Genomic DNA, 14531 nt, shown 5'->3' with positions numbered 1-14531 from the left:
GGAAGATACGACTTTCATGCGCGCCATCATCATCGGAGCCGGCATCGCCGGCCTGGCCACCGCCCTGCGCCTGCACCAGATCGGCTGGGAGACCCTCATCGTCGAACGCGCCCCCGCCCGGCGCGGCGGCGGCTACGCCGTCACCTTCGGTGGCATCGGCTACGACGCCGCCGAACACATGGGCATCGTGGAAGACCTGCTGAAGAAGGGCTTCGTCACCGACGAGCTCGTCTACCACAAGCCCAACGGCGAGCGCCGCTTCTCCCTGGACCGCGCCACCATCGCCGCCACCACCGGCCCCCGCTCGATCACCATCCTGCGCGGCGACCTCGAAAGCGTCCTGTACGAGAAGGTCGAGGCCCATGCCGAGATTCGCTTCGGCGCCACCCTGACCGCCGTCGACCAGGACGAGCGCGCCGTGCGCGTGACCTTGACTGACGGCAGCGTCGAGGAGGGTGATCTGCTGGTCGGCGCCGATGGCCTGCACTCGGCCACCCGCGCCCTGCTGTTCGGCCCGGAGGAGGAGTTCCTACTCGACCTGGAGCACAAGGTCGCCGTCTACATGCTCGACCAGCGCCCCGCCACCATCGCCCCCGGCGCCACCGGCACCCTGTCTTCCGGTGGCCGCACCGCCGCGGTCATCAGCATCCCCGACGGCCGCAACGTCGCCTTCTTCGGCTACCGCACCGACCACGCCCGCCCAGGCGAGGACGTGAGCACCGAACTGCAGCGCGTTTACGGCGACCTCGGCTGGGTCATCCCCGAAGCCCTCACCGGCCTGCAGCGGGCCGAATCGGTCTACTTCGACACCATCAGCCAGGTCGTCGCACCGTCCTGGAGCAAAGGCCGGGCAGTCCTGCTCGGCGATGCCGCCTGGTGCGTCACCCTGTTCGCCGGATACGGCTCCTCCCTGGCCGTCGGCGGCGCCGACCGACTCGGCACCGAACTGGCCGCCCACCCCGGCGACCTCCCCGCCGCGCTGGCCGCGTGGGAGGCCGCCATCCGGCCCGAAGCCGAACGCAAGCAGAAACTCGGCCGCCGGGTCAAAGGCGTCTACGCCCCCACCAGCCCACTGCTGCTGTGGCTGAGCCTGCTGCCCTTGCGCCTGGCCGCACTCCCGCCGGTGCGCCGCTACATGACCCGCCGCTTCATCAAAGGCTGACGTCGTAGGGCATCTGGCCGGGTGGGCGGCCAGGTGCTACCTTTCAGACGACTGCAGGAACGCGCCCCGAACGGGGACGCGCACGTCGGTGAGCCGGGAAGCCTGGTCGGCCCGCGATCTTCCAATCGCGGAGCTTGGAGGCTGCTCCCCGATGCGCCCGACCACCACCCTCCTCGGCTGCGGCATCGCCGCCGGAGTCCTCGTCCCGGTCCTGATCCTTGCCGATGGCGCCACCCGGCCCGGCTACAGCCTCTGGCATCACGGCGCCAGCCAACTCGGCACCGGCGAACGCGGCTGGCTGCAAACGGTCAACTTCGTGATCGGCGGACTGCTGCTGCCCGCCTTCGCCGCGCGCTGCGCCACACGCAACCATCCGCACGCGTGGCCGCCTGGGGGCCGATCCTGCTGGCGGCCGCCGGCTTGGCGCTGGCCGCGGCCGGGATCGTACCCACCGATCCCGCCCTCGGCTACCCGCCCGGGCAGCCTGAGACGGTCACCGCCGCCGGACGCGTCCACGGGCAGGCCGGTCTGGTGCTGTTCGCCGCCTTGGCGGCCGCGCCGTTCACGCTGGCGCGGCCCCTGCGCGGTGGCAGCCGCGCGTGGGTGGCCTACTCGCGCTGGTCTGGCGGCCTGGTTATCGTCTGCGCGCTCGCCGCCGGCGTCGTCTTCCGCCTGGATGTGCAGGGCGTGCTGCGGCCCGCGCCCGCCGGGCTACTCGAGCACGCCGCCCTGCTGGTCGGCTTCGCCTGGATCATCGCCGCCGGCGTCCGCCTGCGCAGCTCCAAGACCGCCGTGGAGGTGTGAGCAATGGAGATCACGCTGAAGATCCTGCTCGGCCTGTACATCCTGCCCGGCTGGTCGGTGCAGGCGGTCACGGGCGGGGTGGTGCGAATCATCGTCGCGGCCGCGCTGGCGGCCGTGCTCATCGCGCCGCTGGCGCTGGCTGCCAGCATCGGCCGCGGCTACCTGGCCGCGGTCGGCGTGCTGTTCGTGCTGGCCTTCGCCGCCCAGATCATCGCCGCGCTCGGCTTCGGCGCCTGGTTCCCCTACTCGGTACCCGGCCTATACGCAGGCATCGCCGGCCCCGGCCACGACCCTCCGGGACCCATCAGCATCCTGCTCGTCCTAACCACCGGTGCGGCCGGCGTGACGGGCACCCTGGCGTGGTGGCGCAACACCGACCACGACCGCTAATGGGAGCTGATGCTGCCCATCGTTCAGCGCCTGCTGTCGCCGGGGGCGAGCAGGCTGGTGAGCTCGGCGATCGCTTCTGGAGAGGGCTTGAAGTAGCGGCGCAGGTTCTCCGGCTTCTTGTGCCGTGACTTGGCCATCAGCATCAGCAGGCTCGCTCCGGCCTGCCCGAGATGAGTCAGGGCCGAGTGGCGGAACTCGTGCAGGTCCCAGCCCGTGCCCGGACCGCCGATGGCCGTGTGCTCATCCAGCAGGGCACGGGCCTGCCCATACGACAGCCGGGCCAAGCCGGTGTCAGGGCACACGTCTCGCGAGTTGACCACCTTCCCGGGCCCGGGGCGGCGGTGGGTGAGGAACACCGGGCCGCGCGTGCGGCCCTTGAGCAGACGAGGCAGCAGCCGGGCGGTGCCGGCATCCCAGTAAAGAGTTTCCAGCACGAAGTCCTCACGCACCTGGCCGCGACGGCGGGCCTTGGTCCGCGCACCCTTGGCCTTGACCTGACATCGGCGCCCCGCAAAGTCCAGGTCCTCGATGTTCACGCCCAAGATCTCTTCCGACCGCCCGGCGCTCTCATACAGCATCCGATAGAGCGTCTTCTCCCGCAGGTGCACCTCCCGGCGGGCGATCAACCGGTCGATGGCGGCGCGCGAGCGGACCGGGGTGTCGGAATCCGGCACCGTCAGCCGCTTGGTCCAGGCCGGGATCACCGGCGCCTCATGGCCGCGCTCGCGGCACCATCCCAGCCAGGACAGCACCGACGCGCGGCGGGCGTTCCAGGTGTTGACTGCCGCGGTGCCCCACAGCGCCTCCAGGGCCTCACCGACCTCGTCGTCGGCGACCGAGGCCAGCGGCCGGTCCTCGCCCAGCCGCAGCGCGGTCTTGCCCACCCCGATCCCGTAGGTGCGGATCGTGTTCGCGTTGCCGAGCGAGTCGAGGAAGGCATCGGCCGCGGTTCGGACGGAGAGCGTCTTGCCGACCGGTAGATGGACGACGGCAGGCACCGCTTCCCCCTTGCCACGGATAACAGGACCGCTTCACGTCGCTGGCGGGAGACGCCACCGCAGGTGGCGAATCCCGTTGGCACGGATAATAGGGCATTATCCGTGGCAGCACCCGACCACCGACCCGAGCGTCAGCCCAACTCCCGCGCAAGCGCTATGAGCAGCCGCTCGCGCTGCGCCTCCCCCAGATCGCCGACCCGTCGCTGCACCTCGACCCCGCAGGTCGCCATCAACGCGGCGACCTTCGCCGGACCATAACCAGGCACCGCTCGCAGCACCTGAACGACCCTCGTCTTGCTGACAACGGTCTCCTCGTTCGCCCGGGCGAACACCTCCGCCACCGCGACCCTCCCGACTCGGACCCCGGCCAACAGCTCGCTGCGGGCTTTCCGTGCCTCGGCTGCCTTAACTACGGCCACGGCCTGCTGCTCGGGGGCGAACGTCGGTACCGCCATGGAAGGCCTCCACGCACATCAGCAATCCCGTCCCACGCCATGGGCCTGGCGAGGGTATCGGCCCACCATCATGGAGCACTGTCAACAGATGTGACAGTAACCCCGGCTCGCCGTACCCCTCCTACTCGCAGGCCAGCCCTCGGCGCCATCGCCGACGAGGAGGTGCGGGTGCGCGCCGGCCCCGCCGAGGTTTTTGGCTGCCTGCTCGGCGATGGCCGCGTCCACTTCGATCGAGGTGAGGCTGCCGTGCTCGCCGAGCAGGTGGCAGAGCAGGGCGGCGCTCCAGCCCGTTCCCGTGCCGACCTCGAGAATGCGCTGCCCCGGGGCGGGATTGAGAAGCTCCAGGAAGTTGGCGACCGTTCCCGGCGCGCTGCTGGAGGAGGTGTAGCCGCCGTCGCCTTGCCCGATGGCGGTGGCGCCGTCGTCCAGCTGGGTGACGATGGGTTCGGCGGAGTAGACAGCGCTCCACCAGGCGTCGGGGTCGGTGTCCCGGTCGATCACCGTCTCGTCGCCATCGGCGCAGACTAGGGCCCGCGCCGGAAATGGCGCGGGACGGCCTGGAACGCCGCCTTGACCGGAATGGCCAGGTCGGCGCGATCACGGGTGACCGCGCCGATCAGCACGCTTATCAGCGGCCCGATGCGCGTCTGCGGAGGGAGGAAGGTCACTACGTCTCGTTGCCCTCGTGCGCTCCGCCACCGGTGGGCTTGCCATCAGGATCCTTCGGCGCATTGTCGGTGTCGATTTCCTCGTAGGTGTGCGGGTCGCCTTCGTGCGTGCCGGCCATTCCAGAGGTCTCCTCCCCATCGATAATGCTCACCGCGACCGTAGGGCTACAAAGCGTAGGACGGCAAGGGCGGAGACGGCAGCGGGAGCCCGTCCACTGAAGGGTCAACCGGCACACCCAGGTGCTGCACCGGCAGGCCGCGCCTGAATCCCGCCGGGCGGGCTCGGTAGGTGGGCTCAGCTTGGCCCCCGGCCAGGTCGCAGCAGGTGACCGGGGCGCAATTCAGGTGCGGGTTTCGGGCGGAACGATCGGGGATGAGTCCGGCGTTCGCAGCCCTGACAACGCTGTAGGGCCCCGTTGGGTGGGTGTTCAGGTGATGTCGGGGTTGGCGAGGTCGTCATGGGCGATGACCACGCGGGTGGCCTTGCCGGCCTTACTGGCGGTGGTGGTCGGCGGCAGGACGCGGACGTGGATGAAGTACACCCGGACACCGGCCAGTTCGGCGTACGGCGGCCAGGCGCCGGGGGTGCCGTCGGTGGGCAAGTCGAGGAGCTTGTCGGTGAGGTTGTAGATAACGAGGTAAGCGGTGTGCTGCCCGTAGTCGTGCGCGTACTTGACGATCTGGTGCAGGCCCTTGATGAGGTAGGACTTGCCTCGCCCGTCTCCGTCGAAGATCTTTCCGTCGCAGATCAAGGCTCGCCACCGTCGAGGTCGCCGATCAGGTCCGCTTCGCCTGAGGCTGATCGCGGCTTGGCGTGCGTGATGTGATCGCCTTCGAGGAACAGGAAGCGCTGAAGGTCGAGGTTGTAGATCTCCTCACCGTTGCGGGTGTCCGCCGTGTATCGCGCGTGCCACTCTCGTCTGGGAGCTGATGCGGGACATCGCGGCGAAGGACGAGCACGACCCCCAGGCCGGGTTCCGGACCGCCATGGACTACAGCACGAAGACCAACCTCCAGGACAGCTGGCGGGAGTTCACCGAGGACATCCTGCAGCCGCTGTTCGACTTCCTCAGCGAGCGCGTCGGCGCCGAGAGCAGCATCCTGCACACCCTGCAGCGCTATCGGACCCGCATCGAGTGGTTCGATCGCGAAGACGTCCTTCCTCGGTCCTGCTGGTCCAGACGAACGGGCCGCTGCCGGTCAAACCGTGACGGAACCGCTCCCGGTCCAGTCCGGGCTCGGCTCTGCCCGCCTCCTCCAGCAGCCCCCTGAGGGCTGGCTGGCCTTTGATCCACGTGACCGTGAGATGTACCTCGTGGCCGGCGCTGGAGAATGGAGCGGTCATGAGCCGGCGAAGCCGTTCGCGTACGGCCACTTGCAGCTGCTGCTGGTACTTCATCGGAGGAGGCCTTTCAGGGCCTGTGCGATCTGCTGGTCGACGACCTCGCCCGCGTTCTGGGCGCTGCCGGTGTCGTCGACCAGCAGGACCTGGAGGAAGCAGCAGGGACAGGTGACGGTGGCCTGAACCACAACTTCTGAGTACCTGATCCACATCGGGTAACCGCACTGAGTGCAGGCAATCTCGAGATCTGCTTTGAGGAACTGCGTCGCGAGGGACTCACCCATGACGGCATTCTTCCGTACGGGGTCTGACATCGAGTGCCTGATCTCAGCAGAGAGAAGCCGGACCGGACCTAGCGCTGGCCTGCGTTGGCGCGCTGCCTGCGCTGAGGGAGGCGGCGACGTCCGCCCGCATCGCAGGGTGTTATCGCGGCCGTGACCGCCGGCTCGTCCCCCGCCATCCCGGTCGAAACCGCACCTGATCTGCTCCCCCGTCACCTGCTGTGACCTGGGACGACATTCCCGCTTTGGGGCTGGTCGCACGGACCCGGGCGGAGGGCCTGGTGCCTTGCCCGACGCGCTATCGCGACTCGTCTTGCAAGCGTGCACGCACGTTCTCGGCGTGCAGTTCCAGCAGTTCCAGGTGGCGGGCGTTGCGGACACGGTGACGGCGTGGGCCGGTGTGGATCTCGTTGCGCAGCCACGTGCGCATCGTGGTGATGGTGGTGAAGGCCGTGACGTCGTCGCCGTCGGCCAGGAGGCCATCGAGACGGGCTCGGGCGTCGCGGAAGGTGCGGCGGTCGACCACTACCGTCAGCCCCCAGGTGGTACGGCGGGCATTGACCAGGCGGGTGATGCCGATGGTCGCGCCCATCACGACGACGAACAGCGTGATGGGGAGGGCTGCGATGATCAAAGGGCTCATGGCAGGGTTTCTCCTTTGTGGCCTGTCGTTAACGAAGCTGTCACCAGGTACACGCAAGGGGCGTTGGCGCTGGTTAGCGGGCACTTCTCGGTATGGGCGAGATGCCGGGTCGCGAGTTGCGCGGATATTCCTCTGGCGGGGTCGGCCCAGTACTACGGGAAGTCGGCCGACCACGGCCTGCCGTTGCAGCCTTTGTGGTCCGGTGCTCCGTGGTGATCGTCACCGTGCGCCGTCCATCTCACCTGGCACGAGCCGGGATCAAGCCCCGCTGCCGCCCTCCGATCGGCCGGGCTCGGCGAGCAGGGGCATGAGGACGGCGTCCACGATCCGGGACAGCTCTGCGGCCGCCGGTGGCATGCCGGTGAGCAGGAACGTCTGCATGACCAGGGCGGGGCCGGTCCGGGCGATCAGCGGGAGCTCCGCGTCGGCCCTGAGTTCACCGCGCGCGGCGGCTCGGTGCAGGATGGCCTCGACGAGGCGCAGCCGCGGTTCGACGACCCTGGCGCCGAATGCCTGTCTGAGCTCCGGCTCGCGGAGCATTTCCAGCATGACGCCGAGGCCGGGGGTGGCCATCTCGCCGGCGAGGGTGTCGGACATGATCGTGAGTGCGGCGATCAGGTTGTCCCGGGCGGAGTTGGACGCGGTGATCTCGCGGGCTTGGGGCAGCGTGTGGAGCAGGGCGTCGAGGACGAGGTCCTTCTTGGACGGCCAGCGGCGGTAGAGGGCTGCCTTGCCGGTCTGCGCGCGTCGCGCCACGCCCTCCATCGTCAGGCCGTTGTAGCCGAGGGTGGTGAGTTCGCGCAGGGTTGCCTGGTAGATCGCCTGTTCCAGCACGGCGCCGCGGCGGCGGCTCTGCGTCGCTGTCTGCTCTCGGGTTCCGCTGTCGGCCATGCCGGTAATAGTAGACGCTTGCGTCTTCAATCCTGCCATGGTTATTCTGCTCCCAGCATAAGGAACGCTTACGTCTACTAATGTGAAGAGGTGATGCGGAGTGACCGGATCGACGACGACGGCGACCGTCTGCGTGGCCGGATGCGGCCCGGCCGGCGCCGTGCTGGGGCTGCTGCTGGCCCGGGCAGGGGTCGAGGTGGTGGTGCTGGAGAAGCACGCCGACTTCCTGCGTGACTTCCGCGGCGACACCGTTCACCCGTCCACACTCGACGTTCTGGACGAGCTGGGGCTGATCGACCGGTTCCTGGCGTTGCCGCACCACAAGGTGTCGACGGTCGGGTTCGTCCGCGACGGCCGCCGGCTGGACGTGGCGGACTTCTCCACGCTTGGTCTGCGATATCCGTACATCGCGTTCGTCCCGCAGTGGGACCTGCTCCACCTGTTGACCTCCGAGGCCGCCCGCTATCCTCACTTCCGCCTGCTCCTGCAGGCAGAGGCCCACGACGTCGTGCGGCAGGACGGGCGCGTCACCGGCGTGCGCTTCCGTGACCCGGACGGCGAGCACGAGGTGCGGGCCCAGCTGACGGTCGCCGCCGACGGCCGGCACTCCGCGGTGCGCCGGGCGTCCGGCCTGCGTCCGCGCGAGTTCGGCGCGCCGATGGACGTGCTGCAGTTCCGGATCTCCCGCCGCGACACCGATCCGGACGAGGGCTACCACCTGCGCATGGGCGCGGGGAAGTCCGTCGCGGTGATCAACCGGGGCGCGTATTGGAACATCGCCTACATGATCCGCAAGGGCGGCCACGACGACCTGCGCAGAGCCGGAATCCAGACGCTGCGCGACGATGTCGCGAGCCTCGTCGGTTTTCTCGCCGACCGGGTCGGCGAGGTGACCGGCTTCGACGACACCCGGTTCCTGGAGGTCCGGCTCGACCGGCTGCGCCGCTGGCACGCGCCGGGGCTGCTGCTGATCGGCGACGCCGCCCACGCCATGTCGCCGATCGCGGGGGTGGGCATCAACCTCGCGGTGCAGGACGCCGTCGCCGCAGCCAACCTCCTGACCAGGCACCTGCGACGGGCGCAGGCCAAGGGTGAGCCGGTCCCCGAGCGGGCGACCGCCGCCGTGCAGCGGCGCAGGTGGGCGCCCACCGTGGCGACCCAGGCGCTGCAGCGCACCGCCCAGCGGTTCGGCATTGATCGCGCGCTCCGCAGGCAGGCGGAGCCGCCCGACTTCAGCGCGATCGCCCGGCTACCGTTCGTGCGGTCGCTGATGAGCCGCCTGCTCGGCGTGGGCGTCCGGCCCGAGCACGTACGCGTCCTGCCCATGTCGCCGCGCGGTCAGAGCGTTGAAGAACAGGGCCGATGAGGGACGGTGGCGCTGCCATGCGCACCCAGGTGCTCGTCGCCGGCGCGGGGCCGGCCGGGCTGGTGCTGGCCGCGGTGCTCGCCGACCACGGCGTGGACGTCACAATCGTGGACGCCAAACCCGGGCCGGTCACCCACTCCCGCGCGGCCATCCTGCACGTGCGCACGCTTGAGCTGCTCGACCGGCTGGGCCTCGCCGATCGAGCCGTGGCGCAGGGGGTGCCGATGACCGGCGTCGAGATCTTCGAACAGGGACGCCGGGCAGGCGGCTTCTCCTTCGCCGGGCCGTGGGCCCGCACGCCGTTCCCGTACGCGCTGGGCCTGGAACAGGACCGCACCGAACGGCTCCTGCTCGAGTGGCTGGCCGAACGCGGCCACGACGTCTCCTGGAACACCGAGCTCGTCGCTCTGGCCGAAGACCCGGACGGAGCGCGGGCGACGGTGCGCAGGGCGACCGGGGAGCACGCCACCATCGCAGCCCGATGGCTGGTGGGCGCGGACGGCGCCCGGAGCACGGTCAGGCACGCCCTCGGCCTCGCCTTCGCCGGCCGCACCTACGACCAGACCGGCCTGCTCGCCGACGTGGACCTCGCCTTCCCCACCGGCTCCGGCCCGGATGCGGGCACGCTGCGCCTCAATCTGACGCGTGACGGCTTCGTCGGCCTGTTCCGCCTGGCCGGCGGCCGATACCGGCTCTTCGGCGCCGTCCCGCCCGGCCTCGCCCCGCCGACCCGCCGCGCACCCGGCGCCCGGGGCGAGATCTCCCACGAGCCCTACGGCGAGGTGCCCCTCTCCCAGATCCAGGACTGGTTCGACACCTATTTCCGCCTCGACGCCCGGATCACCGCCGCCCCGTGGACCGCCCTGTTCCGGGTGCACAGCAGGACCGCCGGACGGTTCCGGGTCGGCGACGTCTTCCTCGTCGGCGACGCCGCGCATATCCACAGCCCGGCTGGCGGGCAGGGCATGAACCTGGCCGTCGGCGACGCGTTCAACCTCGGCTGGAAGCTCGCGCTGGTGGCGCGCGGGCAGGCGCACGAGCGGCTGCTCGACTCCTACGAGGCCGAGCGCCGTCCGGTCGCGAAGGCGGTGCTCCGCGGCTCCGACCGCGGCTTCGCGCTCGAGACCCTGCGGCACCCGGCCGCCCGCTGGATCAGGTCGCACCTCGCCGGTCGTCTCATCGGACCGCTGACGCGGCTGCCCGCGGCCCGGTCCGCCGTCTTCCGGCTGTTCTCGCAGACCTGGATCGGCTACCGGGGCAGCCCTGCCGTCGCCGGAACCTCCGGCAGGGGGCCGCGTCCCGGCGACCGGGCGCCGTACGGCCATCTCGGCTCCACGGGCGAAAGCCTGTTCGACGTCATCGGCGGCACCCGGCACCACGTGCTGCTGTTCGAGGGCCCCGAACCCGGCCCGGCGGCCGCACACCGGAAACGGGTCGAGGACGTGCTCCGCCGCCACCCGATCGACGTACGCGTCCACACCGTGCCCGCGGCGGAGGCGGCGCTGCACACGCTCTACGGCGCCCGCCAGCCCCGCCTGTTCCTGATCCGGCCCGACGGCCACATCGCGTACGCCGGGTCCCCCGACGAGACCGGCCGCTTCGCCGCTTACCTGGACTGCCTCTGAGCGTCAGCCCGCCCTCGACACCTCGGTCGACCGGCCCCGGAGGTAGCGGCGGCCGGCAGCGGATGGCCCACGAGCGGCTCCTCCAGCGGGGGACCTGCGGAAACACTGAGCGTGTGGGGATGGGTCAGCGGCGGCGGGCAGGGTCCTGCTTGGCCAGAGCGGCGGCGATGGCTTCGGGACCGGGATTGACGTAAATGCCCAGCGTGCGCAGGTTCTGGTGGCCGGAGAGCGCCATCAGCATGGGTGCCGACCAGCCATCCTCACCCAGGTGGGTCAGCCTAGAGTGACGCAGCTGGTGCAGGGTGAAGCCCTGCCCGCTCGGATCGTGGCGCTTGGTGACTTGCTTGAACAGGTATTCGGCCCGCTCGTACGACAGCCGGGCCCGTCCGGTGTCTGGGCACAAGTCGGCGCTGGCCGGAGTGCGCCCGGGTCCCGGCCGCCGGTCGGTGACGAACACCGGACCGCAGGTACTGCCGGCAAGAAGGCGGGGCAGCAGCCGGGCGGTACCGGACTGCCAGAAAATGAACGCTGTGTCGCCGCCCTTGCGCACCACCCGGGCGCGCTTGTTGGCCAGGTCCAAATCGGGGACATCCAGGCCGAGAATCTCCTGAGCGCGGGCGGCGCTTTCGTAGGCGAGCTGCCAGAGCGTCTTGTCCCGGATCGCGGTGTCGCGGCGGGCCAGCAGCGCGGCGATGCGGTAGCGGGCGATCGCCTTGGTCCGGTCGGTGGTCTCCTTGCGCCGCTCCACCAGAGCGGCCAGGTCGGCGGTCGGCCAGCAGGCCGCGGCCCAGGTGGTGAAGGAGCGCACCGCCGAGCGGTGCCGGTTCCAGGTGCGGGCGGCCAGGTGCGGCCAGACAGTGGTAAAGACCACGGCAACCTGCTCGGGCGTCAGGCCGGCCAGCGGCACCGCGCGGCGCCGAGCTCGGTGCACAAGCGGCCGAGCGTCTGGCGGTATGAGCGGGCGGTGTCGCGGTCGAGCTGTGGGCGGGCGAGAAACTCCTCGACCGCCTCGCCCACACTCGGGCCGGGAATCAGCGAGACGATCGGAGCGGTCACCGCGATCTCCCTCGATGTGACAGGGAAGTGACCATTCCCTGTCACATCGATCAGGCCGGCTTCCGTCTCGTGGTTTGTTTGGTGGTGGACTGTTTCCAGGTGAGCGTTCCAGTGCCGTCTGGTTCCTGCTTGACGACCCATCCGGGAGGCCAGGTGCTGGGTTTCTTGGTGACCTCGGGACTTACCGCGTTGAGATCTTGGATGTGCGCGCCCTCTAGATGGATGGCCTTGGCGCCAGCCTCGTGGGTGGCCTCGTCAAAGTCCGCGCTCCCGGAGAAGGTCGCCCCATCGAACCGCGCGCCCTTGGCGAAGGCGACGTTCTGGAGTGCGTCGATGATCTCCCGCTGGCGGCAGTACAGGTAGGCCGCCAGCAACGTCACCTTGATCTCCTCCGGATGCGCGCGCAGATGACTGGGCGCCTCGGCCGCGACCCTCGCCCGCCAGGCCGCCAGCACGCCTGGCGCGACGTCGTCGAACACTTCCCCGGGCAGGTCCACCGCCCTGATCGCGCCGAGCTTGAACACCTCCCGCTCCATCCCGCTCCATCGTCTTGACACTGACGTTGCCGGGCTCCTCCCGGATCGCCGCGAACACGTCCGCGCCCTCGGGATCCGCTTCACCCTGGTCCTCGGCTTGGTCATGGCCCGCCTCCGATTGGCCGGAGGCGGTCTCATCGGGGTCGCTGGTGTCATCGTCGTCGCTCTGACCCTCGCGCCGGGCGATCAACGTGAGCATGCGCTCGATCACCTCTGTTGGGATCCGCGAAGCGATCCGCAACGTCAGGGTCTTCTCGGCCTGGTCAAGCCCGGAGCCGACGATCCGCAGCAGCCGTAGCTTGGACGGCGGCTCGATCTGTTCTTCCTTCAGGTGGTTTAACAGCGCCACCCGGACCCGATCTGGGCGCCGCTCGGCCGTACAGACGTTGCTGGCCAGCCACTCGGCTGCCTTCTCAGCATCGTCCACCCCGCACCCGCGGAACCCGGTGAACTTCCGGATGTCAGCGCGGTGGTCCTTGCTGGTACGCCCGTCCCACTCGTAGAACGCCAGGTCCAGGGCGGGCACTTTCACCGCCCGGGCAACGTAGTCGACCGCGTCATCGGGCAGTTCGGTCCGGCCACGGGGGAACCGGCCATGGAGCTGATGAAACTTGAGCATCAGCGCGAAGGCCAACTTTGTCGGCCCTCGCCGACCCGCCAGCAGCGCCATCTCCTCATCGAGGAGCGTCCAGTTCCCGACCAACTCGTTTTCGTCGACGACACGCGCCACGTCGCATCCGGCTTTCTCGCGGGCTCACGGCCATCTGGCCGCCGCAGGACCAACCCCCGAAACCGGATCAATACTGGCCGTACACGACCGGGCACGTCTCCGATTCGGCGAAAGATCCGGCAGAAGCCGACGAAGACCTCACTGACCAGGCTCAACACGCTCGCGTGTACTTGGTGACAGCTTCCTTGACGACAGGCCACTATGCACCCTAGCTACGTCTACCTAATCGGTGGCGACGAATGCCCCCGAGTGAAGATCGGGCATTCGAAGTCGCCCGAGCATCGCCTAGCGGAGTTCAAGACCGGCTTCCCTTATCGCATGCGAGCGCTGTGGCGACATGGAGGGGGCTCACGGCTTGAGTACGCGCTGCACAAGCGCTTCGAGCGTCAGCATCGCGAGGGCGAGTGGTTCGGGTTCGGCGAAGCAGACGCTGTTGCAGCCGTATCGACCGCGACGGCGGAACTATGGGACGGCGGCGCCATCGACGGCAACGTGCAAAAAGACTTCCAACCGCCCTCAACCTCAACGGCCTGTTCATGGCTTTCATGGCGCCCGGGAGCCTGGAAACCAACCCTTCATGGCCCGGGTCGCGCCAATACGTACCAGGGCTCTTCGCAGGCGCAGCAGCCTGTACAGCAGTCGATGAGGCCGGCCAAGGATGCAGCAATACAGTTGGAGGATATGGCTATAGGCCTAATGAACCGCGCGTGCCATATCCCAAAATCGAAGCAATTGAGTTCCAGAACCGCTGGATCCTGCGTCCCCAATTGCAGCTCAACGTGGTTGAGCTTGACCGCTGGCTTCGGCAGCGGTGTCGTGTACATGCAAGTCCCCTCCATCACATGTGATGCCTACCAGAATGGGAACCGCTGGACGTAATCAAACACCGAATACTGGCCTTCGATAAAAAACCAGAATGGCCCCCGCAATGAACGACTGATTTGCCGCCAACCGGACTTTCCGTGCAATCGTGAGGAGTAACGTCAGCGCATTCTCCTGCAGTTGAAATGAGGTGTTCCCGAGCCGGATATGCCTCTGAAAGTATGCCGTTTCTACTCGAGGGCGGCATCGCAACTCTGCGAGAAGCAGGGCTGCAACGCTCCTGACCGCCGACGTGCTGACAGACCCCAGCGGTGAATGAGCTCCGCCGAGAGTACCCCCGCCGGTATGCATCGCTACTGACAGCTTGGTGGCACGATGCGCTGACCTGGTACGGCAAATCCCCAGATCAGTGCACTCCAGGAGCTGTCAGTTAGTGGCAACACGTGCCACAAATGTCAGTGCGGCGTGGGGATCACAAAGCTGACGAGAGTGGCTGACCTAGGCCCAGTGGCCACAAAGGAAGGGCAAAGTCGGACCCGAGAGTGGGATAGTTGTCTTTCGCGATGTTACCGCGACCATCGACTACGCGCTGACCAGCGCACTGACACCCTCACGGCAAACGGGAACTGACAGTTTCGTGGCAATTTGCAGGCCCCCTGCGAGGGGCCAGGGCCGAAGCGTTCTCAGGTCGTGAGACCGAGTAGGTGCATGCCATCGGCTGGGTGGCTGCGGTAGTAGTCGGCGGCGGAGGCGATGTTGGTC

The 14531-nt window shown here is 68.9% G+C and carries 18 protein-coding genes and 1 pseudogene; 7 read left to right on the top strand and 12 right to left on the bottom strand.

The annotated features are described in order from the left end of the window. Positions 1-16 precede the first annotated feature (16 nt). The 3 genes and pseudogenes from AB0B61_RS53170 to AB0B61_RS53160 all read left to right on the top strand — a co-directional run bounded on the left by AB0B61_RS53170 (position 17) and on the right by AB0B61_RS53160 (position 2356). Positions 17-1162 carry an FAD-dependent monooxygenase gene (locus AB0B61_RS53170; RefSeq protein ID WP_358449213.1) on the top strand — a complete coding sequence of 382 codons (1146 nt, stop codon included), beginning with the start codon at positions 17-19 and terminating at the stop codon, positions 1160-1162. A gap of 151 nt (positions 1163-1313) precedes the next feature. After that, positions 1314-1966: pseudogene (locus AB0B61_RS53165) on the top strand (DUF998 domain-containing protein). A gap of 3 nt (positions 1967-1969) precedes the next feature. Beyond that, positions 1970-2356, top strand: coding sequence for a hypothetical protein (locus AB0B61_RS53160; protein ID WP_358449211.1), 387 nt, complete (start codon positions 1970-1972; stop codon positions 2354-2356). Between the two features lie 23 nt (positions 2357-2379). Here AB0B61_RS53160 and AB0B61_RS53155 read toward each other — a convergent pair whose 3' ends face one another. The 6 genes from AB0B61_RS53155 to AB0B61_RS53130 form a co-directional block, all read right to left on the bottom strand. Next, positions 2380-3354 carry a site-specific integrase gene (locus AB0B61_RS53155; protein WP_358449209.1) on the bottom strand — a complete coding sequence of 325 codons (975 nt, stop codon included), beginning with the start codon at positions 3352-3354 and terminating at the stop codon, positions 2380-2382. Positions 3355-3485: 131 nt separating this feature from the next. Continuing rightward, the gene (gene mihF, locus AB0B61_RS53150; protein ID WP_358449207.1) at positions 3486-3809 is read right to left on the bottom strand and encodes an integration host factor, actinobacterial type; all 324 of its coding nucleotides are present in this window, start codon (positions 3807-3809) and stop codon (positions 3486-3488) included. 81 nt (positions 3810-3890) lie between these two features. Beyond that, positions 3891-4310: a hypothetical protein gene (locus AB0B61_RS53145; protein ID WP_358449205.1), complete on the bottom strand. Its 420-nt coding sequence runs from the start codon at positions 4308-4310 to the stop codon at positions 3891-3893. 23 nt (positions 4311-4333) lie between these two features. Next, complete coding sequence (locus tag AB0B61_RS53140) at positions 4334-4477, bottom strand: hypothetical protein (RefSeq protein WP_358449203.1); 144 nt, start codon at positions 4475-4477, stop codon at positions 4334-4336. Next, positions 4477-4629: a hypothetical protein gene (locus AB0B61_RS53135; protein ID WP_358449201.1), complete on the bottom strand. Its 153-nt coding sequence runs from the start codon at positions 4627-4629 to the stop codon at positions 4477-4479. Before AB0B61_RS53135 ends, AB0B61_RS53140 begins: the two co-directional genes overlap by 1 nt. A 276-nt stretch (positions 4630-4905) precedes the next feature. Beyond that, positions 4906-5229: a hypothetical protein gene (locus tag AB0B61_RS53130; protein ID WP_358449199.1), complete on the bottom strand. Its 324-nt coding sequence runs from the start codon at positions 5227-5229 to the stop codon at positions 4906-4908. 178 nt (positions 5230-5407) lie between these two features. On the opposite strand from AB0B61_RS53130, the gene AB0B61_RS53125 reads away from it, so the two are divergent. Continuing rightward, entirely contained in the window at positions 5408-5749 is a 342-nt protein-coding gene (locus AB0B61_RS53125) for a hypothetical protein (protein WP_358449197.1), read from the top strand. A 123-nt stretch (positions 5750-5872) separates the two neighbouring features. On the opposite strand, the gene AB0B61_RS53120 is transcribed toward AB0B61_RS53125, so the two are convergent. The 3 genes from AB0B61_RS53120 to AB0B61_RS53110 form a co-directional block, all read right to left on the bottom strand. Continuing rightward, positions 5873-6103, bottom strand: coding sequence for a hypothetical protein (locus tag AB0B61_RS53120; RefSeq protein ID WP_358449195.1), 231 nt, complete (start codon positions 6101-6103; stop codon positions 5873-5875). A gap of 295 nt (positions 6104-6398) precedes the next feature. Next, positions 6399-6743, bottom strand: coding sequence for a hypothetical protein (locus AB0B61_RS53115; protein ID WP_358449193.1), 345 nt, complete (start codon positions 6741-6743; stop codon positions 6399-6401). A gap of 258 nt (positions 6744-7001) precedes the next feature. Further along, positions 7002-7634, bottom strand: a complete 633-nt coding sequence (locus AB0B61_RS53110) for a TetR/AcrR family transcriptional regulator (protein ID WP_358449191.1) — start codon at positions 7632-7634, stop codon at positions 7002-7004. A 100-nt stretch (positions 7635-7734) separates the two neighbouring features. On the opposite strand from AB0B61_RS53110, the gene AB0B61_RS53105 reads away from it, so the two are divergent. Next, the gene (locus AB0B61_RS53105; RefSeq protein WP_358449189.1) at positions 7735-9000 is read left to right on the top strand and encodes an FAD-dependent oxidoreductase; all 1266 of its coding nucleotides are present in this window, start codon (positions 7735-7737) and stop codon (positions 8998-9000) included. Positions 9001-9017: 17 nt separating this feature from the next. Continuing rightward, complete coding sequence (locus tag AB0B61_RS53100) at positions 9018-10625, top strand: FAD-dependent monooxygenase (protein ID WP_358449187.1); 1608 nt, start codon at positions 9018-9020, stop codon at positions 10623-10625. Between the two features lie 124 nt (positions 10626-10749). On the opposite strand, the gene AB0B61_RS53095 is transcribed toward AB0B61_RS53100, so the two are convergent. The 3 genes from AB0B61_RS53095 to AB0B61_RS53085 all read right to left on the bottom strand — a co-directional run bounded on the left by AB0B61_RS53095 (position 10750) and on the right by AB0B61_RS53085 (position 12947). Further along, on the bottom strand, positions 10750-11496 hold the full coding sequence (locus AB0B61_RS53095) for a site-specific integrase (protein ID WP_358449185.1): 747 nt from the start codon (positions 11494-11496) through the stop codon (positions 10750-10752). A gap of 17 nt (positions 11497-11513) precedes the next feature. Continuing rightward, on the bottom strand, positions 11514-11681 hold the full coding sequence (locus tag AB0B61_RS53090; protein ID WP_358449183.1) for a hypothetical protein: 168 nt from the start codon (positions 11679-11681) through the stop codon (positions 11514-11516). A gap of 255 nt (positions 11682-11936) precedes the next feature. After that, positions 11937-12947, bottom strand: coding sequence for a DUF4158 domain-containing protein (locus tag AB0B61_RS53085; RefSeq protein ID WP_358449180.1), 1011 nt, complete (start codon positions 12945-12947; stop codon positions 11937-11939). Between the two features lie 201 nt (positions 12948-13148). Between AB0B61_RS53085 and AB0B61_RS53080 the strand changes: the two genes are divergently transcribed. Beyond that, the gene (locus tag AB0B61_RS53080; protein WP_358449178.1) at positions 13149-13826 is read left to right on the top strand and encodes a GIY-YIG nuclease family protein; all 678 of its coding nucleotides are present in this window, start codon (positions 13149-13151) and stop codon (positions 13824-13826) included. Positions 13827-14531: the final 705 nt, after the last annotated feature.

Origin of the sequence: Nonomuraea sp. NPDC049158 (assembly GCF_040648335.1) — a bacterium.
GTDB lineage: Bacteria > Actinomycetota > Actinomycetes > Streptosporangiales > Streptosporangiaceae > Nonomuraea.
This window is presented reverse-complemented; position numbering and strand designations above follow the sequence as displayed.

What these genes read in the sequence shown, in the direction of transcription:
- AB0B61_RS53080 (WP_358449178.1), top strand. Translation starts at nt 13,149, where the DNA reads ATGCACCCTAGCTACGTCTACCTAATCGGTGGCGACGAATGCCCCCGA.
- AB0B61_RS53120 (WP_358449195.1), bottom strand. Translation starts at nt 6,103, where the DNA reads ATGGGTGAGTCCCTCGCGACGCAGTTCCTCAAAGCAGATCTCGAGATT.
- mihF (WP_358449207.1), bottom strand. Translation starts at nt 3,809, where the DNA reads ATGGCGGTACCGACGTTCGCCCCCGAGCAGCAGGCCGTGGCCGTAGTT.
- AB0B61_RS53125 (WP_358449197.1), top strand. Translation starts at nt 5,408, where the DNA reads ATGCGGGACATCGCGGCGAAGGACGAGCACGACCCCCAGGCCGGGTTC.
- AB0B61_RS53160 (WP_358449211.1), top strand. Translation starts at nt 1,970, where the DNA reads ATGGAGATCACGCTGAAGATCCTGCTCGGCCTGTACATCCTGCCCGGC.
- AB0B61_RS53110 (WP_358449191.1), bottom strand. Translation starts at nt 7,634, where the DNA reads ATGGCCGACAGCGGAACCCGAGAGCAGACAGCGACGCAGAGCCGCCGC.
- AB0B61_RS53170 (WP_358449213.1), top strand. Translation starts at nt 17, where the DNA reads ATGCGCGCCATCATCATCGGAGCCGGCATCGCCGGCCTGGCCACCGCC.
- AB0B61_RS53100 (WP_358449187.1), top strand. Translation starts at nt 9,018, where the DNA reads ATGCGCACCCAGGTGCTCGTCGCCGGCGCGGGGCCGGCCGGGCTGGTG.
- AB0B61_RS53115 (WP_358449193.1), bottom strand. Translation starts at nt 6,743, where the DNA reads ATGAGCCCTTTGATCATCGCAGCCCTCCCCATCACGCTGTTCGTCGTC.